At 41.6% G+C, this 18,969-nt stretch carries 16 protein-coding genes, 2 tRNA genes and 1 pseudogene; 12 read left to right on the top strand and 7 right to left on the bottom strand.

Translation table 11 applies throughout. The features are described from left to right. Positions 1-114: 114 nt before the first annotated feature. From F6K49_RS05545 to F6K49_RS05570, 6 genes are all read left to right on the top strand, one after another. The gene (locus tag F6K49_RS05545) at positions 115-1,287 is read left to right on the top strand and encodes an N-acetylmuramoyl-L-alanine amidase (RefSeq protein ID WP_293022039.1); all 1,173 of its coding nucleotides are present in this window, start codon (positions 115-117) and stop codon (positions 1,285-1,287) included. 462 nt (positions 1,288-1,749) lie between these two features. After that, positions 1,750-2,100, top strand: coding sequence for a transporter substrate-binding domain-containing protein (locus F6K49_RS05550; protein ID WP_366514131.1), 351 nt, complete (start codon positions 1,750-1,752; stop codon positions 2,098-2,100). Between the two features lie 71 nt (positions 2,101-2,171). After that, entirely contained in the window at positions 2,172-4,295 is a 2,124-nt protein-coding gene (locus tag F6K49_RS05555; RefSeq protein WP_293022038.1) for a GNAT family N-acetyltransferase, read from the top strand. A 21-nt stretch (positions 4,296-4,316) separates the two neighbouring features. Continuing rightward, positions 4,317-4,778 carry an ASCH domain-containing protein gene (locus F6K49_RS05560; RefSeq protein ID WP_293036876.1) on the top strand — a complete coding sequence of 154 codons (462 nt, stop codon included), beginning with the start codon at positions 4,317-4,319 and terminating at the stop codon, positions 4,776-4,778. A 152-nt stretch (positions 4,779-4,930) separates the two neighbouring features. Continuing rightward, a complete protein-coding gene (locus tag F6K49_RS05565; protein WP_293094859.1) occupies positions 4,931-6,547 on the top strand; it encodes an AAA family ATPase in 1,617 nt (538 codons plus the stop codon). 152 nt (positions 6,548-6,699) lie between these two features. Further along, on the top strand, positions 6,700-7,884 hold the full coding sequence (locus tag F6K49_RS05570) for a restriction endonuclease (RefSeq protein WP_293036878.1): 1,185 nt from the start codon (positions 6,700-6,702) through the stop codon (positions 7,882-7,884). 48 nt (positions 7,885-7,932) lie between these two features. Here F6K49_RS05570 and F6K49_RS05575 read toward each other — a convergent pair whose 3' ends face one another. Both F6K49_RS05575 and F6K49_RS05580 read right to left on the bottom strand, forming a co-directional pair. Further along, positions 7,933-8,406: a L,D-transpeptidase gene (locus F6K49_RS05575; RefSeq protein WP_293065596.1), complete on the bottom strand. Its 474-nt coding sequence runs from the start codon at positions 8,404-8,406 to the stop codon at positions 7,933-7,935. 97 nt (positions 8,407-8,503) lie between these two features. Continuing rightward, positions 8,504-9,151, bottom strand: coding sequence for a bifunctional 4-hydroxy-2-oxoglutarate aldolase/2-dehydro-3-deoxy-phosphogluconate aldolase (locus tag F6K49_RS05580; RefSeq protein WP_293094863.1), 648 nt, complete (start codon positions 9,149-9,151; stop codon positions 8,504-8,506). 90 nt (positions 9,152-9,241) lie between these two features. Here F6K49_RS05580 and F6K49_RS05585 point away from each other — a divergent pair. The 3 genes and pseudogenes from F6K49_RS05585 to F6K49_RS05595 all read left to right on the top strand — a co-directional run. Beyond that, a pseudogene (locus F6K49_RS05585) lies at positions 9,242-9,346 on the top strand (IS1 family transposase); the annotation flags it as partial. A gap of 239 nt (positions 9,347-9,585) precedes the next feature. After that, the gene (locus tag F6K49_RS05590) at positions 9,586-9,915 is read left to right on the top strand and encodes a DUF433 domain-containing protein (protein WP_070395498.1); all 330 of its coding nucleotides are present in this window, start codon (positions 9,586-9,588) and stop codon (positions 9,913-9,915) included. Positions 9,916-9,923: 8 nt separating this feature from the next. Further along, positions 9,924-10,274 carry a DUF5615 family PIN-like protein gene (locus F6K49_RS05595; protein WP_293094866.1) on the top strand — a complete coding sequence of 117 codons (351 nt, stop codon included), beginning with the start codon at positions 9,924-9,926 and terminating at the stop codon, positions 10,272-10,274. 53 nt (positions 10,275-10,327) lie between these two features. Here F6K49_RS05595 and F6K49_RS05600 read toward each other — a convergent pair. The 3 genes from F6K49_RS05600 to F6K49_RS05610 all read right to left on the bottom strand — a co-directional run bounded on the left by F6K49_RS05600 (position 10,328) and on the right by F6K49_RS05610 (position 10,893). Next, positions 10,328-10,399 (bottom strand) — tRNA-Thr (locus F6K49_RS05600). A 197-nt stretch (positions 10,400-10,596) separates the two neighbouring features. Further along, positions 10,597-10,681, bottom strand: a tRNA-Tyr gene (locus F6K49_RS05605). A gap of 71 nt (positions 10,682-10,752) precedes the next feature. Continuing rightward, a complete protein-coding gene (locus tag F6K49_RS05610) occupies positions 10,753-10,893 on the bottom strand; it encodes a hypothetical protein (protein WP_293019812.1) in 141 nt (46 codons plus the stop codon). 199 nt (positions 10,894-11,092) lie between these two features. On the opposite strand from F6K49_RS05610, the gene F6K49_RS05615 reads away from it, so the two are divergent. Continuing rightward, entirely contained in the window at positions 11,093-12,079 is a 987-nt protein-coding gene (locus F6K49_RS05615; RefSeq protein ID WP_293094869.1) for an SGNH/GDSL hydrolase family protein, read from the top strand. 654 nt (positions 12,080-12,733) lie between these two features. On the opposite strand, the gene F6K49_RS05620 is transcribed toward F6K49_RS05615, so the two are convergent. Continuing rightward, positions 12,734-13,819: a Gfo/Idh/MocA family oxidoreductase gene (locus F6K49_RS05620; protein ID WP_143727850.1), complete on the bottom strand. Its 1,086-nt coding sequence runs from the start codon at positions 13,817-13,819 to the stop codon at positions 12,734-12,736. Positions 13,820-14,137: 318 nt separating this feature from the next. Between F6K49_RS05620 and queC the strand changes: the two genes are divergently transcribed. Then, a complete protein-coding gene (gene queC, locus F6K49_RS05625; RefSeq protein ID WP_293036886.1) occupies positions 14,138-14,824 on the top strand; it encodes a 7-cyano-7-deazaguanine synthase QueC in 687 nt (228 codons plus the stop codon). Between the two features lie 82 nt (positions 14,825-14,906). Here queC and F6K49_RS05630 read toward each other — a convergent pair whose 3' ends face one another. Beyond that, positions 14,907-15,755 carry an FkbM family methyltransferase gene (locus F6K49_RS05630; protein ID WP_293094872.1) on the bottom strand — a complete coding sequence of 283 codons (849 nt, stop codon included), beginning with the start codon at positions 15,753-15,755 and terminating at the stop codon, positions 14,907-14,909. Positions 15,756-17,615: 1,860 nt separating this feature from the next. Between F6K49_RS05630 and F6K49_RS05635 the strand changes: the two genes are divergently transcribed. After that, entirely contained in the window at positions 17,616-18,941 is a 1,326-nt protein-coding gene (locus F6K49_RS05635; RefSeq protein WP_293094875.1) for an MFS transporter, read from the top strand. The last annotated feature ends 28 nt before the right edge of the window (positions 18,942-18,969 follow it).

Here is an 18,969-nt window from a genome sequence, read left to right on the forward strand (position 1 = left end):
CGGTTTAAGAGTATCCCAATCCACCTCAGCCAAATCCATAGTTTGGTTAATTGTTCGCATCCTATTTCGACGAGCCCATTAGTAAACTATTATAACTGGAGACCGCAAGTCAATATGTCTTTCACTGCTAGTGTCATTTCAGCAAAAGAATGGGGAGCTAAACCCCCAAAAAAATGGCCAGATACCACTCGACCACGATATATTATTATTCACCATACTGCTACTCCCAATGCCCCGAATGATCTATCGAAAGGAACCTTATGGGGATCCAGAAGTTTGGCTAGGAGTATTCAAAAATCCCACATGGATGGTTTTGGCTGGGATGACTCAGGTCACAACTTTTTGAATACCACCGGTGGATATTTACTCGAAGGTAGACAGAGTTCCTTATCAGCGATTAAAAAAGGACGTTCTGTCAGCTCTGCTCATGCTGGTAGTACTCTAGGTAACCAGTCACCGGGAATTGAAAATGAAGGCACCTTTATCAGCTACCGGATGAATGCCAAACAATGGAAAAGTTTGGTAGATTTATGTGTTTCGATTTGCAACACTACCAAGATTAGCCCAGACAATATTAAAGGACATCGAGACTTTTCACCAACCCAATGCCCTGGGGACTGGTTATACAGTCAATTGCCTCGGTTGCGCCGAGAAGTTCGTCAGCGCCTTGACTCATCAGTTGAAGACTATCTCAGAGAAGGAGACACTGGTCTGAAAGTCAAACAGCTACAGCAATCCCTCCAAACTAAAGGGTTTAGTCCCGGCCCAGTTGATGGCATTTTTGGTCCTGCTACCACCAAAGCAGTAATTTCCTTTCAGAAGTTTGAGGGACTCAATCCCAATGGATTAGTGGGATCAAAGACCTGGGAAGCACTGAAAAGTTCTTCTAAACCATCAGAGAAATCTCCTTCTAAACCAGGTAACCAGAACCGCAAGCCTGTGGTTATCCTGAACACCTACAAGTATTATCGTGGCTTACCTCACCAAAAACAAGCGATTGAGTGGCTACAAAAACAACTACCAAAAGAAGTCTTGGAAGAGTTTTCAGAAAGATGGCGTAACGATCAACCCTCATCTGCCTATCTTCCTTTAATTCAAGGAGCAGTTGGATCAGAAGTAGAGGAACTACAGCAGCTGCTCCAAACCCAAGGATTTTATTCTGGTGCAACGGATGGTGATTTTGGATCTCGGACAAAATCTGCTGTGATTGCTTATCAGAAAGCGAAAGGATTATATGCTGATGGGATTGTAGGTTCTATAACTTGGTCTACTTTGAATCTTGACTAATGGTAATGGGTAATTTTGAATTGGTAATTGCTAGTTTACGATGACCCATTAACCATTAATCTATACAAGAGGTGCGACCCGTGGCGAATTTAATTCGCCAAGGTCAAGCGCACCTATTAATTTATCAAAAAACGGGAGGCTAACAAAGTAATTATTTAGCCTCCTTTATCTAGGTATAAAAGCGGTATTTCAGCTAGGGTTTCATAACTATTAACATAATTAAACGTAATTATATTAATAGTTACATTTGTGACGTTTATAAAAATCTTGATATTAACCGTTTACCCTTGTCTAATATAGCACTAAGCATTAAAGTTAGGATATTGATACAAGCAGCAAAAGCTGTTTTAGTCAACTTTTTCCTCTTGCCTCTTGTCTCTTGCCTTGCGCGTAGCGCTATACCTGATCTTAACAGTCAAGTTTAATTGTATATAACTACTTGAATCGAATATTTCTGATCTTATCGATCTATTCGGAAAACAGGTTGGTACTGTCGCAGACACGACCTCTGCCAGATATATGAATCAACAGCCAGTCAAGCTAATTGAATTTGAGCAGCTGGAAGATGCATACAAAGCTCTCAAAGCGGGGCAAGTGCAGGCTCTAGTTTATGATTCACCAACGTTACTTTACCAAACGTCACAAAACCGAGAATACCAGATTGTAGGTGAGTTGTTTGCTGAACAAGACTACGGCATAGTTTTGCCTCAAGGTAGCCATTATCGTGAGCCAATCAACCGAATTATTTTGCAATTACAGGAAGACGGAGAACTGACCAACCTAGAGCAAAAGTGGTTTCCTTCTAACCAGTAAGATTAGGTATGCTTAATCACGTACAATAGGGTCGATTCCATGCATAGTAATTGGTAATTGGCCATTGGTAATTGGTAATTGGTAACGTGACACAAGAGATACAGCTTCAAATTGAAACAATTGATGAAAAATCCCTGCACCTAAGGACAGTCAAGGCTTTGGGACGAGCACACGCAACCACTCTTGGTCATTTTCCTGAAGGAGCGTTTGATCAACACGCACTAAGTGGTCAAATACTTGTGGCGCTTACTCCTGAAAAAAAGTGTACCGGTTATTTGTTATACCGGAAGGTGCGTAGACATAATATCATCGTTATTGTTCATCTATGCATCGAGCCATCATGGCGTGGTAACGGTATTGCTAAGAAGCTGGTTAATTATCTAAGTCAGAATACTCAGGACTTTTACGGCATTAAACTCAAATGCCGTCGTGATTATGGATTAGAGAAAATGTGGTCTCACTTAGACTTTGTTCCTTTGGCTGAAAAACCCGGAAGGAGCAAGGATGGAAAACTACTTACCGTTTGGTGGCGGGATCACGACCATCCTACCCTATTTTCTACGGTTGCTACCCAAAAACTTGAGTCTAAATTGTGTGCAGTCATTGATACCAGCGTGTTTTTTGACTTGCAAGGAGATGAAGCTAGGTCAAAGGCCGAATCCGACTCTCTACTAGCTGATTGGTTACAACCTGACTTGGAGTTATGTATAACTAATGAAATATTTAAGGTCATCAATAGTATTGATGATACTAAACAAAGGAATGGTAAACGCCAGTTAGCCGATACCTTTACTCAACTCCCTTACAATCAGAAAGACTTTCAAACAGCTTGTCGCGCTCTAACCAAGGTTTTGTTATCAACTCAGATAACTCTCAATAAATCTGAACTGCGTCAGTTAGCTATAGCCATAGCTTCAGATGCACCATTTTTTTTGACTCGTAATTCACAAATACTAGCGATCGCAGATGCTATCAATGAGGAATTTAACTTATCAATCCTTAGTCCTACTAGTTTAATTGTTAAGCTAGATTATCTTCACGAATATATTAACTATCAGCCTGTACGATTAGCAGGCACAGGTATCACTAGACAACGTGTTCATAAATTTGATCAAGTACGTTTTTTGAGTGAAACGTTTTTGGTTGGTGCTAAGGGAGAAAAACTTAGTAATTTTCAAGGAAGGCTGGGCTATATTATTGCTAATCCCGATAAATTTAAGTGTTATATTATTCTCCAGTCAGAAAAAAATCCCCTAGCTTTAATTGCGTATCATACTCATAAAAATCATGAGTTAAACGTGCCAATTTTTCGGGTTAGATCTGGTCCTCTTGAAGAAACCCTGGCGCGGCACTTAATTTTTTGGTTTATATCCCTGTCAGTACGTGAAAATCTGCCATTTACACGAATTACTGAACCTTATTTGGATCACACTATTCTTAGCGGTATTCAAGATGATGCATTTTTTAAAGTTAAGGATGGTTATTTAAATGCCAATCTTGCCGTTGCGGTTACGGCGACAGAATTATCAGACTATCTCACTACTTTAGCGAATCGAAGTCAAGATTATAACTTTTGCCTAAAAATTGCTGATACCCTCAAAACTGATAAATTAACCACAGCGGTAAAAACAACGCTAGACGTTGAACGCATACTGTGGCCAGCAAAAATTATTGATGCTGATCTTCCTACTATAATCATTCCTATTCAAGCAGAATGGGCGAAAGAATTATTCGATGAAGACTTAGCTAACCAGCTCCTATGGAGATCGGAAACTGATCTGGCGCTAAAACGTGAACTTGTCTATTATCGAAGCCATCGAGGTAATGGTGGCTTAAAACCAGGGGTTGTTGGTAGAATTCTTTGGTATGTAAGCTATAATAAAAAGTATTGCGGCACAGGAAAGGTAAGAGCGTGCTCTAGACTTGATGAAGTAGTCGTAAATAAACCTAAAAATCTCCATCAACAGTTTCGACGATTGGGTGTATATGAATTAGAAGATTTAATGAAGCTTACCAAAACTGATCCTAATAAAAAGCTGATGGCGCTTCGATTTAGTGATACTGAACTGTTTAAAAATCCTATAGATTTGCCTGAAATTCAAGAAATACTTGGTAAGCGTTTAACACTTCAATCACCGTTGCGGATTTCTCAAGAACAATTTACAATAATATATAGAGAATGCACCCAAAATTAATCAAAATTACTCGTGTTAACAATGCCCAATGTGTTGTTATTATCAATTCGTCCTAAATATGCTAATCAATTATTCAAGGGAACCAAAAAAATTGAACTTCGTCGGGTGCGTCCTCGATTAGTACCAGGGGATATTGTTGTGGTTTATGTCTCGGCTCCAGATAAGGTTTTATCGGGTTTTTTTGAAGTGGAAGACGTTATTCAAGACCGCCCGGATATCCTTTGGTATAAAGTAAAGGACAATGCTGGTATAGAAAAAAAAGATTTTAATGAGTATTATGAGGAAGCCGCCGTCGGTTATGGGATTTGCTTAAAACTCATAGAACATTTTGAGCCACCAGTAACCTTACAAGATTTGAGAGCAAAATGGGCTAACTTTAGACCTCCACAATCTTATCATTACTTGACGACTAGTCAATTTGAGCATCTTAAGTCTATTGTAGAGGATAAAATGGCAATTATGTCAGAACATTATATCAATTAGCTAAATGTTTGGTAAGAATAGATTTTGGAATGGGTAATGGAGAATCGATAATGGATAATAGCAAGCCAATAACCCATTACTCATAATCAATGACTAACTAACAGTCTCTAATATCTCAAACATGTTCTAATAAAAAAAATTAGGTGGATAGTATGGTGGGGGATAAGAAAGCTGAATTGGTCAGTCTATTTCAGGAATTTATTAGTTCATATCCCTACACACCGGTTGGGTTAAGTCACATGGCAACCTACAAAGAGCAGCGTCGCCTTTGGTGTCGGAATTTTGAAGCTATCTCTGCCATAGTGGAGTCTGGAGAAGCTATAACAGAACCGATACTATTTCAGCTATTCCCTGATAGAGAATTGGCGATTACGTTGAATAGTCAATATGGTGAGGGTGATGATTCATGGATACTAACTATTCCTAGAAAACGTGATAATTATTTAGAATTACGATTGCCATTAAAACTGAGATATCAGCATAAATGGATACAAAGGTTAGTAGAGCAGATTGGTTACGACATCCTTGAATTTGTTGGTTGCTGCACTAAGCATCCTAATCAGTTATCAGCAGCTTGTGATCAGTTTTCTACAGGGGAATACTCTAAAGGTTTTCCGACGGAAATGCTGACGAATCTCCTCAATGGGCTGCAACCAGATAGGTTTCTGTTAATCAATGATAATTCTCGACAGGTTATCAATTATTTTGTTAATACATCCTACGGAAAGAGACTGACAGATTATCCAGCGGCCAATGCTGCTGGATTGAAGCTGATTAAAGCATTAGATAACACTATGCATCAACCGGGTGTACCAGTGCTCAGGGATAATGATTTATTCGATATGTTTTGCTACTGGTTAGTTGCGGTAAAAGGGTATAATTTTCCGGGTAAAGACGAGGTTATCGAATTTACCTCTGATGGTTCAAGGATGGCGTTACCAGAGGACTATACGGTAAGCGACTGTGCTAAAGATACTGGTTTTGATATAGCAGAGTTAGAGGGATGGATACGTGCTATTGAACGCAAAGGACAAGTAATTTTTTACGGCCCACCAGGTACAGGTAAAACCTATAGTGCTCAAAAAATTGCTAACCATTTAATCAGTGGAAGTGATGGATTCACGGAACTTGTCCAATTCCATCCTGCCTATTCCTATGAAGACTTTATTCAAGGTATCCGTCCACAAAGTCAAAATGGGGAATTGAGATATCCTTTAGTTCCAGGCAGATTTATAGAATTCTGTAATAAAGCTGAGTCTCGGCAAGGAATTTGTGTTCTAATCATCGATGAAATTAATCGTGCTAACCTCGCTAGTGTGTTTGGAGAATTATTGTATCTACTAGAGTACCGGGATCAAAAAATTCCCTTAGCTGGCAGTAATCAACTATTCAGTATCCCGAAAAATGTTCGGATCATCGGTACTATGAACACGGCAGACCGTTCTATTGCTCTAGTGGATCAGGCATTTCGCCGTCGCTTTGCATTTATTCGGCTCTATCCCAACTATGAAATCCTGAGACGATATCACCAAACAACCGATTTTCCAGTGAATGGATTGATTAAGATACTGGAACAAATAAATAATGCGATCGCAGATCCTAACTACTCCCTCGGAATCTCCTTCTTTCTACTAGAAACTATAGCTGAGGAAATTGAAGATATCTGGCAAAGGGAAATTGAGCCATATCTAGAAGAATACTTTTTCGATCAACGAGACAAACTAGACCAATTTCGCTGGGAGACTATAAAATTAAGAATTAAGAATTAAGAATTAAGAATTAAGAATTAAGAATTAAGAATCTAGCATTTCAAATACTTATGAAGTAAATTCAATGTTCTTACCCCTACTCCCTACTCCCTACTCCTACTCCCTACTCCCTACTCCCTACTCCCTGTTCCCTGGGCGTAGCCCTATAAAAAATGACAATAATTAAACTAACGGAGTATCAGCCAGATAAGATCCCACGCTACCAGATTCCAGAATCCGTAATCGATGAATTGCAGCAAAAATACAGCAATCAGGTCACAGTAAATCTTGAATACTCCAAAACTGGGGATTACTGGCAACTAACCTCTCAAGGATGGGTAGGTTATATTCCCCTAACCAATGAACTGAGTATCCAACTCCAGCCGAAAGTCCCCCTAAACAATCTTTTCGGAATGCTGGACTATGCTTATAACCTTAGAAGCTTTCACATTCTAGAAGGGTTGATTGATTGTAAATCTGTAGAAGAATTTTACGATTACCTAGTCAGTATACTCATTAATGGCATACGCGATCGCATTCGCCAAGGACTCTACCGCACCTACATCCCTACAACTGGTCAACTAGCATACCTTCGGGGGCGTTTGGATGTACAGCAAACTATCCAGAAGCCATGGGATATCAAACTTAACTGCCATTACGACGAACATACTAGTGACATCGAAGATAATCAGATTATCGCCTGGACACTCCACTGTATCTCTCGCACGGGTTTATATAGCGCTAAAGTAAGTCCCATGTTGCGCCAAGCCTATCATGCCCTACAAAACCTTGTCACCCTACAACCTTATAGCGCTAGGGATTGTATCGGACGAAACTATAATCGGCTCAATCAGAATTACCAAAGGTTACATGCTCTTTGCCGCTTTTTTCTCGAACACAGCGGACCAAGTCATCAAACAGGTAGTAATACCATGTTGCCCTTTCTAGTTAACATGGCAAAACTCTATGAACGCTTTGTTGCTGAATGGCTAAAATCGCACTTACCTACTGGCTTTGGCATTAAGATACTCGAAAGAGTAGACATCGACAAGACATTATATTTTTACATTGATTTAGTACTGTACGAGATAGCGACTGAGAAAACATGCTGCATTCTCGATACTAAGTATAAAATCCCTATTAGTCCATCTCGTGATGACTTTAACCAAGTAGTAATCTATGCCATCACACAAGATTGCCAAGAGGCAGTTTTAGTATATCCAGCTCCTTTAACTCAACCCCTTGATGTTAAAATTCGTGATATTCGAGTCCGGAGCTTGACGTTTTCTCTGGATGGGAATTTGGAAGAAGCTGGTGAACTATTCCTAAAGAAATTAACAGGACTTACCCAGAAATAGGAAACAAACCCTACAGGTAGAGTGACTCATGATTCAACAGACTTGATCTCATTCATCATTGGCCAATTCCTCAACGCCCTGATGAATTACAATTGGTGTTCCCACAGAGGCCCAATCAAATAACCACTCAGCATGATCCACAGCTACATTCACACAGCCATGACTTACTGGCGTACCAAACTTACGATGCCAGTATGCCCCATGGATAGCATAGCCCCGGTGGTAATACATCGCATAAGGTACATTGGCCAGATCGTAATCTGCACCACGCATTCTGTCCTTGCGACGCTTGGATTGAATCGTGAATGTACCAGGATGGGTAGGTGTTGAATCTTTACCAGTGGAGACAATTATTGCATAAACCGGTTGTCTACCTTCCCAAGCAATCAGCCTTTGATTAGTTAGGTCTATCTCAATCCAGCGTTCCTCTGAATCTTGTAGTTCCATCACTCTGGTAGCGATTTGCTCACTCACAGGATTGGTCAACGCTGGTGTTGTCCAGACAGCCAAGGCGATTAGCATCAGTGGGAAACTGGCAAACAAGCTTCTTAACGGATTTAGCCAGTGGAAAAACATATAACCTTAGCAGTCAATCAAACAAATCACCAACATCATAGCCTCAACTCAGAGAATCAGGGGCTAATCGTTGCTTGAGCTGTTTTGCTCGTTTTGCGATCGCATTCCAATTCCCCCCATCAATCAGGGATTTAGGAAACAAATTCCCAGAAATACCCACAGCGATCGCTCCGATATTAATCAATTCCTGAGCATTGTCTATCGTAACACCACCAGTAGGGATTAACGGGATGTGACCGAGTGGCCCAAGTAAGGCTTTGATGTAACTAGCACCACCTACCGCCTGAATCGGAAACACCTTAACACAGCTAGCACCAGCATCCCAAGCTGTCACAATTTCTGTGGGGGAAAGTGCTCCGGGAACCACTGGCACCTTAGCAGCTACCGCTGCTTTAATAACTGCTGTATCTACATGGGGACTAAAGATAAACTGCGCTCCAACATCAATTGCCTGATGTAACTGAGATTGGTTTAATATCGTGCCAGTACCAATGATACAGTTGGGTAATTCTCTATGGAGCTGACTAATCAGCTCAGGAGCATCAGCGCTATTCCAGGTAATTTCAATTAACCGTATACCCCCAGTGGCTACAGTCTTAGCCATCTGATCTCCTAGGGATTTCGAGGATGCTCGAATCACAGCAATTACTCGCTGCTGTCGTAATAGGTTTAACCAGTTGTCAGTCCTCAATTCTAGTTACCATTAGTTAACCTCAACACCCTTGTGCGTTCCCGTAGCGTGACCTACGGTCAAATCGCATCTGGATAACTAGCAACTTGGGTTAATCAAATTTATATGACTTTCATAGAAAATGAAGATACAAGATTGAGACACTATTTAGCAAGACTACATCCACGCACTCTGTGCTACTCTATATTTGAACAAGCGATGCAGCAAGGTCTTGGGAGTCTCTCCCCACTCGCGCTTTGCATCAATAAAATCTTCGATTTATCAATTAGGCTTCTTATTTATTATTTAAATTATCATAAAATTCCCCTTTATAGTTAAATCATTTCGATATTCAGCAACGCCCAATTTTGAGACAGTGTTTTTAAGTTCACTGAGCAATTGCGCTAGTCAGGTAAGTTACGATGGTTTTATACTGGATTTAGGAAAGTTAATCTATGAGCCTCGTTTTGGAACGTGAGACACCGCCTCTGCGAGAAGATGAAACCGGAGCGATTCGAGTTGGAAATTCAAGGGTTTTGCTAGAGACTGTTATTCGAGCGTTTCAAGATGGTGCATCTCCTGAGTCTATTGTGCATCGATACTCGACTCTATCTTTGTCCGATGTTTACAATACAATTGGCTACTACCTTCGACACCAAGATGCGGTAGAAACATACTTAAATCAGAGAGAGCAGTTAGCTGAATCAGTGCAGCAACGTTTGTCTAGTATCCAACCTGATCTCAGCTTAATTCGTACCCGTTTGCTATCTCAGCAGAATCAGTAGAAACGGTTATGCTGAGTTTGCTAAGCGATGAGAATTTCAACGGTGACATTGTTCGAGGGCTGTTTTTGCGTCAACCCAATCTTGACCTACTACGGGTTCAAGATGTTGGCTTGCGAGAAGTAGATGATCCAGCGATTCTAGCTTGGGCAGCAATTAATGGACGTATCCTTCTAACTCATGATCGTGCAACGATGCCAGATTTTGCCTACAACCGCCTAGTTTCAGGAGAGTCAATGACGGGCATCTTTGTCGTCAATGATCGAATGCCAATTCGACAGGCAATTGATGAATTACTACTACTGATCGATTGTAGTGAGCAAGCAGAATGGAAGGGAATTGTGCTGTATTTGCCTTTGTGACCAATAATTAGTCACTGTACAATTTGCTAACTACTCGGTAATTTATGCTTAAAAGCCCGTGACGAGGATTGAACTCGTGACCTCACCCTTACCAAGGGTGTGCTCTACCACTGAGCCACACGGGCTAGATTTAAATTATTAGATTTACATTATTGGTTTGATTTAGCCTATTGTGCTTTGGCCAAACCTATTCTGCCGATACACCAAATAAGCTTTTGATTTACCGACGCTAAACCAGTCATGGTAATTAGTTAACGGTTAACATCAGCAAATCTTATGCTGACTTATCAAAAGTATATTTAGGTTATATCCCAAACCATTGTGGTGGGCCGGGCTGGATTTGAACCAGCGTAGGCATAGCCAACGGATTTACAGTCCGCCCCCATTAACCACTCGGGCACCGACCCTTTTAGCTCACATTTATAAATGTTAGCACAGCTTTTAGGAATTGTCAATTTTTTAAGGAAATCGACGGAGATTAGCCAATGCTGTAAGCGTTGTGCAATGCCCACCAGATCAGAACGCTGATACTGCCCAAAACCAGAATTGCTGAAATAACAACGGCTGTGGGGCTATCAGCTCCTTTGAACTTCATGATGCCACGATTGAGGTCTGACATAGTTTGTCGCTCCTGTTTGAGTTATCAGGGATCTAAGCCAACAAGTCGATTATAGCCAGGGCTAGATCAGGGGGAAATTTACCGATTAACCTTGGTATACTCAGCTTTGAGCGGTTATACTCGGCTTTTAAAGTGATCTCACTACTGAACACCTAGACAAAACTATAGGAAAAATTTATAAATTATATAGGATTTTCTTGTGAAAGTATTGCTATTAACCTTGGCAGTGCTAGTCAGTTCCTTGGTAGCGCTAGAGGTCGGTTTACGATGGCTGCTCGGCTTCGGTAATCCCCTGATTTATGTGGCAGATGAGGAAATTGGCTACTTGCTAGCCCCTAACCAAAGCACCAGACGGTTTGGCAACCGCATTGTCATTAATGAATATTCCATGCGCAGTCCCACCACCACTCCTAGCCCACCCCTATCCATGCTGCGGGTGTTCCTACTGGGGGATTCTGTTGCGAATGGGGCTTGGTGGACAGACCAAGACCAAACCATATCAGCACTGCTCCAATCTCAATTAGAACTATGGCTGACCAAAGACGTCTTACCAAGACTAACCAAGGAGAAACCATTTGAAACATTCGAAGTCCTTAATGCTTCTGCTAATTCTTGGGGACCACGAAATGAGTTAGCCTATCTACGACGCTTTGGCACCTTCAACGCCCATGTAGTGGTATTACTTATTAATACCGATGACTTGTTTGCTACAGCACCGACTTCTGTACAAGTGGGACGCGATCGCAATTATCCCAGCCAAAAACCCCTCCTAGCCATAGCCGAGATCTGGAGTCGCTATCTCCTGAGAGCACCAGCTATTCCTGAAATGGAAGCAGTCAGAGCGGAACCAGGAGACCGGGTTGGCTTTAATCTCAAGGCCATTGGGGAAATTAAGACCCTAACTGATGCTGCTGGAGCCAAGTTAGTGCTAGGGATGACCCCCCTACTCCGGGAAATTGGCACCAAAGGACCTCGTGACTATGAGTTAAAAGCCCGCAAACGCTTGAGTGACTTTACTCAAGAGCACAACATTACTTATCTAGATTTTTTACCAGTGTTCAATAACACCGAAACACCAGAAATACTTTACCGTGACCACATTCACCTTAGCCCCCAAGGAAATCATAAAGTCAGTGAAGTGATATCAACTCAGGTAGCTTCATCAGTTATCACACTTGTCAGTTGACACTCCCAGCCCTGGAAGGACGGGGATTCTTGATTCAACGAGATGACTTGTTCAACCAGGCCGGAGCCAGGAAAAATAGAGGTCTCCTCTCCCCAAGCGTATTTGGTCTATGACCCAGGTTTCGGTGTGCCCCACCGTACCTTTTGTTTTATATAGATAGATAGATACTTTTTTAATCTAATTTTTTTCATAGACGTTTAAGTCGTTAGACCAAATTACGCAATATGCATCTGATACATATTTTTTACGTTGCCTACTTATTTTTAGATAGTATTTATCTAGCTTTTTAGTTTTTTATTTATCATATGATGATAACACGCTCTGTGAAAACTGTCAAGTTTTAGCTGAAAAATAAAGCCGTCCTATAAGGACGGGGCGCGATTACCTAATTTTTTCGGTAAATGTTCAAACGCACAGGGGAAAAGGTTGATCGCAAATCCGGATTCAAGACCCCCTGTTGAAGTCAGTCTGTCCAGGCAGACTTTGTACTCTTCGAGAAGGCTTAACCTACCTATAGCTGCGACTTTTAGTTGTCAGGGCTATAAGGGATTTATCAAAGCGGATTTGACTGATTTGTTCCTTACCCCCTTGGGCTCCCCCTAATTTCGGTCAGTTACAAGTGCAACTGACCCCTAAATTATCAACAAAAAGCCGTTAACAGGGAACTGTCATAACCGAAGTATGGAGTTTATGATTCCCATTGTCTACGTTGTGCCAAACTTGACCATCAAGAGCCATCTGCTCAATCAAACTTGCCAAGCGCAGTGCTTTTAGGGCTTGTTCACCCCCGACAGAAGGTTGATTACCACCCCGTACACAATTGACAAAGTGTTCTAACTCAGCATGGAGTGGTTCAATATTACTGGTATAAACCTTCTCAATCAAACCATCCTGTCGGTAAAGCACTTGACCATAGTCGGTCATATAATTGGCAGTGGTTTGCCGATGAATTAGAATCTCATTATTGAGGAAATCAGCTTCCGTCAGAGAATTTTTGCAATGGGCAGCGATGCGACGGATTTTTCGGTGTGTCACTTTACTTGCCGTGACGGTACCAACAATACCATTGGCAAACCCCAAGGTAGCAGTGACGTAATCTAAATACCCGGAATCAGAAGCACGGCTGCCACTAGCGGTTAACCTTGTCACCGGTGAGGCTACCAATTCTAGTAATAGATCTATATCATGAATCATGAGATCCAAAACCACCGAGACATCATTGGCTCGGTCAGAGTAAGGACTCATGCGATGAGCTTCCACAGCCAGCAATTGTTCTGTCTTCAGAACTTTGCTCAATTCCTGGAAAGCTGGGTTAAAACGTTCAATATGTCCAACTTGGAGAATACATTGGGACTCTGCTGCTGCATTTACTAACGATTCTGCCTCAGCAATACTAGCGGCAATCGGTTTTTCAATTAAAATATGGACTCCAGCTTGTAGACAAGTCATCCCGACTTCATGATGTAGACGGGTCGGCACTGCAATGCAAACCGCCTCTACATAGGGAAGAAGATCGTGATAATCTTCAAAAAAGCGAACACGGTACTTACTGGCAATATTTAAACCACGCTCGACGTTAATGTCTGCCACACCCACAATTTCAACGTCTTTGAGAAGACTCAAAACTCGGGCATGATGTTGTCCCATATTGCCAACGCCAATCACACCGATTTTGATTGGCTGCGGTAAGTTGCGCTGGACTTGATGATCTCGATGTCTTTGATAAGTACGATTCTGCACTCTTTTTTGCTCCTCCACCACTGGTAATAAGTCGATTTACTTAATCTAAGTCGCCTTAAACCATCCAGATAGTACCACAGCAACTATAAATGTGAAGAATTTCAAAGCTTTGTCCATCCCACTCAGGCTAAAAGAACCTTTAAAACATGTGTTCTATACTTATTGTGGTTTGACGAAATATGGAACACTAACCCTATGTGTCAGTTTGTGGGTTGTCTGTTGACAGAGCAATGAAATTATTAATTGGTAGTTGTAGTAACAGTGCAAAACGTTTGATTAGGCATTATCCTGATGAGACTTGTGATATCTGGTTGGATCATGTCTAAGAAAGTAATTGTGTTGTTATCTGGAGGTTTAGACTCTGCTACAGTTTTGTATCAATCAGTAGGAGACGGTTATGAGTGTTATGCCCTTTCCTTTGATTATCAGCAGCGACATCGACGAGAACTCAAATCAGCGTACGCAATTGCTAGTGCAGCAGGTGTTAAGGAACATCAGGTAGTCAGGTTTGACTTACGGCAGTGGGGAGGTTCAGCGTTAACCGATGATAACCTTGACCTACCCAAGGAGCGTAGTCTAGAGCAGATGTCTCAAGAAATCCCCATTACCTACGTTCCAGCCCGTAACACGATTTTTCTGAGCTTTGGCTTATCCTATGCAGAAGCAATTGGTGCTGAGGCAGTCTATGTCGGTGTCAATGCCTTAGATTATTCTGGCTATCCAGATTGTCGTCCGGATTATATCCAAGCAATGCAGACAGCTTTTGATTTGGGCACAAAACAAGGTAGGGAGGGCAATGGAATTAAAATTGTCACTCCTCTGATTGACCTGAAAAAAACCGAAATTATCCAATTAGGCAATCAGCTGGGTGTTCCTTGGGAAAAAACCTGGTCATGCTACACAGGTAACGATCTAGCTTGTGGTGTTTGTGATGCTTGTCGGTTGCGATTGGCTGCCTTTGCTGAGTTGGGATTGGACGATCCACTTACTTATCAGGAAGGCTGAGTGCCTCAGTGTGAAGGGTGCTGAGTAAGCTGAGTAATCAGTGTGTTGGTAGAACAACAGGGATTTTCATTCCTGTTGGATACTAAGAGAATTGATTTAGCTGATAGTTACGGCTGGCGTAGATACGGTAAACCCCTGTATCTGCCAGCAATACTTCTTGATCAATCACTAACTGGTAGCCTTTCCGTTGGAGTAAGTTTGTGATTTGCTTTAGGTTTATCCCTGCTGTAATCTGATCAACCTCGATCACAATTTGCTGAATTTTTTCCCAATCCTTCTCCTTGATGCCAGCCAGGATATCTAACTGAGGTTGATCAGCATTAATTTTGAGTAAATCAATTTTTTCAATGTTCTGTTGATGAATAATACTAGATATAGTCTTTGAGTGCTTGGAAAGTCCAAAACTGAACACTTTGGCATTCGAGCCATAGAGTGATGCATTGATCTGCAACAGTTCAAAAACATCTGGTAAGGCTTCAAAGGAGAATAGTCTGGCATTTTTACAGATTTGCTGAGCAAACAGGGTGAACATACCGATGTTTGCCCCTATATCAAAAATACAATCCCCATCATGGATAGTGATGCCATGTTTAATGTAGGTCTGTTTTTCAAATATATCTTGATATAATTCATCAGTTTTTTGCTCATTTTCATGAACGATTACTAAATGATTAGGTAATTGGTAATCGTTATGATTAGCTAAAAGTGCCTCGGCTTTAAGAATATCAAAATTGGTAGCTAATCCTAGGTTAGAGTGATTTGGTGATAATGGCTGATTGGCAGGAGACTTGATCCAGTCTTCAAAACTTGAGGAGATGACAGGACTCCCATTGTTTTTAGTAGATATTAGACTAGACTTATCAAATATTTTTTCAACATGTTGATTAGATTTTGATAAGTTTATTTTGGATGGAATATTTATATCTTCCATCCATAAGTTAACAGATTTATTTAAGGGTTATGCTGTCAGGGTAGCTGTTAGCTTAATAGTTATTTCAGATAGTTTATTTGCGTTTAATACCATAGGTCTTATCGTTAACTATATTGATTTAAATGCACAGTAGTAATATCACGAATTATAAGTAGTTATCTTGACATAGATATTACTGACTTACTTATAGTGTAGTAAAGCACCCTGATTTAAATTTAGTTAATTAAAGCCATTTTCAGCAATCTTAATTTAACTTTCATGAAAATTATAAAAATCAAGAATACTCTGGGGATATTATTTACCCTGGATTTTAGTTTAATCCTCTTCCGAATCTAATCATTTCGACATGGATTTATAGGGCAGTGAACTTAAGAGTAAATAAACCTGCATCTATACAATATTGACTTATACATATTAGTAATTGGTTGCCATTTTGGCAAAATTTTCAGTGATGAGGAAGGAGAGGCCGTGAGCTAGCAGTGATTTTCGGGATACTCTGGGGGGTCAAACCTAGGTATATTTTATAACCGATAGCTTGAAATCAATTTAATAGGGTTACAGTTGACGCTTGACCCTTGAGTGTGAAGGATAAACGCTCAAAAAAAAGTAAACTAGTGAACTCAAATAATCCAAAACGGAACTATCTAAGGAAGTAGATATAGTTAAGCATCTTCAATATCTCAATATCTCAATTGATTTAAAACTCCCGTTTAGGATACTTGTTTTATTTGCCAATCAAGTATATAATAGTTAATGGGAATCAAATCAATTTTAATCCTAACTGTTAAAACTCTTCTGAATAACCAGGGTCACTGGTATTTTGTTGCCACTAAGCTTAACTAGTTGGTAATGATTCAGCAGTCAGCTCTCGCTTCTGAGCTTCTCAAGATAGGTATCCACAATAGCTCATCTCTTCCTGCTGAGATAGGTACTACGGAATTATTCTGATCAGCAGATTCGGCACCATGTCACCCACATAAGAAGTTGTCGGTCAAAAGCAATGCAACGCAGCCAAAGGGAAGCCAGCCCAGTCTTGGGGTACCTCCCATAGCGCGACTGCATCAAGACAATGTCACCACAATCTCAGCAAAAATGTCACAAAGAGTACTCATCAAGGGTACCGTCAAACTTGACACTCCCCGCTCTAAAGAGACGGGGATTCCTAGATCTACGACCGGCCTTAAACCTCCGTATCCAAGTCTCTAACTCTGTCAGAAGCTTGGCAGTATCTGAACCGAAATCCCGTCAAAACCAAGACTTTAGTTCAGTTTACGAAAGACCCAGCGGGCTAGTCTCGCGATAGCGTTTAGTTACTTTTTGAGAAGTGCCTTATGAAGTCCGTTGCTTCCCTGTTTCACTTGGTTCCGGCGTGCCCCGCCGTACCGTTTTTTTTCTCAAGTTGTGTCTTGCTGGGTTCACACGCCAACTGTTAATTGACGATTGGGTTTTTAAGGAGGATTTTCCCTACCCTCCGGGCATTACTACTTTAAGGTCAAGCAGTGGCGGGTCTCTCTCCCGGTTGCGCCTCGGTTTTTCAGCCTGTACCCATATCTCACTAATACTCTAGCGCGCAAGTATTGTCAACTACGCGACTAAAGTCGGTGCGAGCCTACATCCGGTGGTTTAAAAACACGGGGTTTTGGCTTGTGGGAATTCCCATAAAATAAAACTTGCCAGCATACTAGATATATCAGTAAGCCCACCCACAACAGTCTTTTTCCCCGAGCTAGACTGTTTTACCTCTCAAGGTGTAAGCTGAGCGGGAACTGGCAAGGGGTTCAGTCATTCATGTATAAAAGGTACAATAATCCCGCCGATGGCGGAGTATAACGACGAGTAAAGTAGAAAAAGACACAATAAATGCAGATTTTCTTTCTGATCTGGTTGGGACAACTAGTATCCCTTCTGGGGTCTAATCTTACCGAATTTGCTTTGGGTGTTTGGGCTTACCAGACCACTGGTTCAATCACCCAATTTGCCCTAATTTCTTTATTTATTCACCTACCCAATATTATCATCTCACCCATAGCTGGTACATTCGTAGACCGGTGGAACAGACGCTGGGCGATGATTCTCAGCGATTCCGTGGCGGGGGTTAGCACACTGGTGGTTATGGCTCTGGTGTTCTCGGGCAGGTTAGAGATCTGGCACATTTACCTAGTCGTAGCAATCAGTTCAACGTTTAAGGCTTTCCAGTTGCCAGCCTATACAGCAGCTACGACTCAGCTGATGCCTCAAGAACATCTTAGCCGTGCTAATGGCATGATGCAAGCCTCTAGGGCAACTGCCAAGATTCTTGGACCGACCTTGGCGGGTGTGCTGCTGGAGACCATCCACTTGCAGGGAATTCTATTAATAGACTTCATCACATTCATCTTTGCCCTAGCAACATTGCTAAGGGTTCAGATTCCCCATCTCCAGTCTAGCCATCACACTCATCAAAAGCAAGCCCACTTCTCTCAACTGCGCCAAGATCTAGTATCAGGCTGGCGTTACATTGCCAAACGCCAAGGACTACGAGGGTTGCTGATGTTCTTTGCCGTGGTCTACTTCAGTATGGGTATTCTTCAGGTGTTGTTCTGGCCACTGGTGTTAAGTTTTGCCTCCAGTGCTGAACTTGGGGTCATTTTATCTATTGGCGGTTGTGGGATGCTGATTGGTAGCTTAGTCATGACTACCTGGGGAGGACCCAAGCCCAGGATATACGGTATTTTTAGCTTTGTAATCCTGCAAGGCTTGTTCTTACTTTTAGGTGGGTGCCGCGCTTCTGTGAGCTTGGCTGCTCTTGGGGCTTTTGGTGTCTTATTTGCTCAACCCATTATCGTTAGTTGTAATCAGACTATCTGGCAGAACAAAGTCCCAGCTAATCTGCAAGGACGGGTCTTCGCCTTACAACTGGCCATCGAAAACTCCTTATTGATCCTTGCCCACATGCTAACCGGACCGTTAGTCGATCATGTTTTAGAACCGATGATGGCTACCAATGGATTGTTAGCAGGTAGTATTGGCCATATCATTGGCGTTGGTCCAGGGCGTGGCATGGGCTTGCTGTTGCTGTTGATGGGATTGCTGAACATCCTGGCAAGCTTTATCGCTTATCGATATCCACCCATACGGCGAGTGGAAAAGGAACTCCCGGATGCGATTCACCCTAACTTAGGTTTAACTACTTCGACTAGTGTTTGATACCAAATCGGCTTCAAAAACCCTCTTG

Source organism: Moorena sp. SIO3I6 (genome assembly GCF_010672095.1).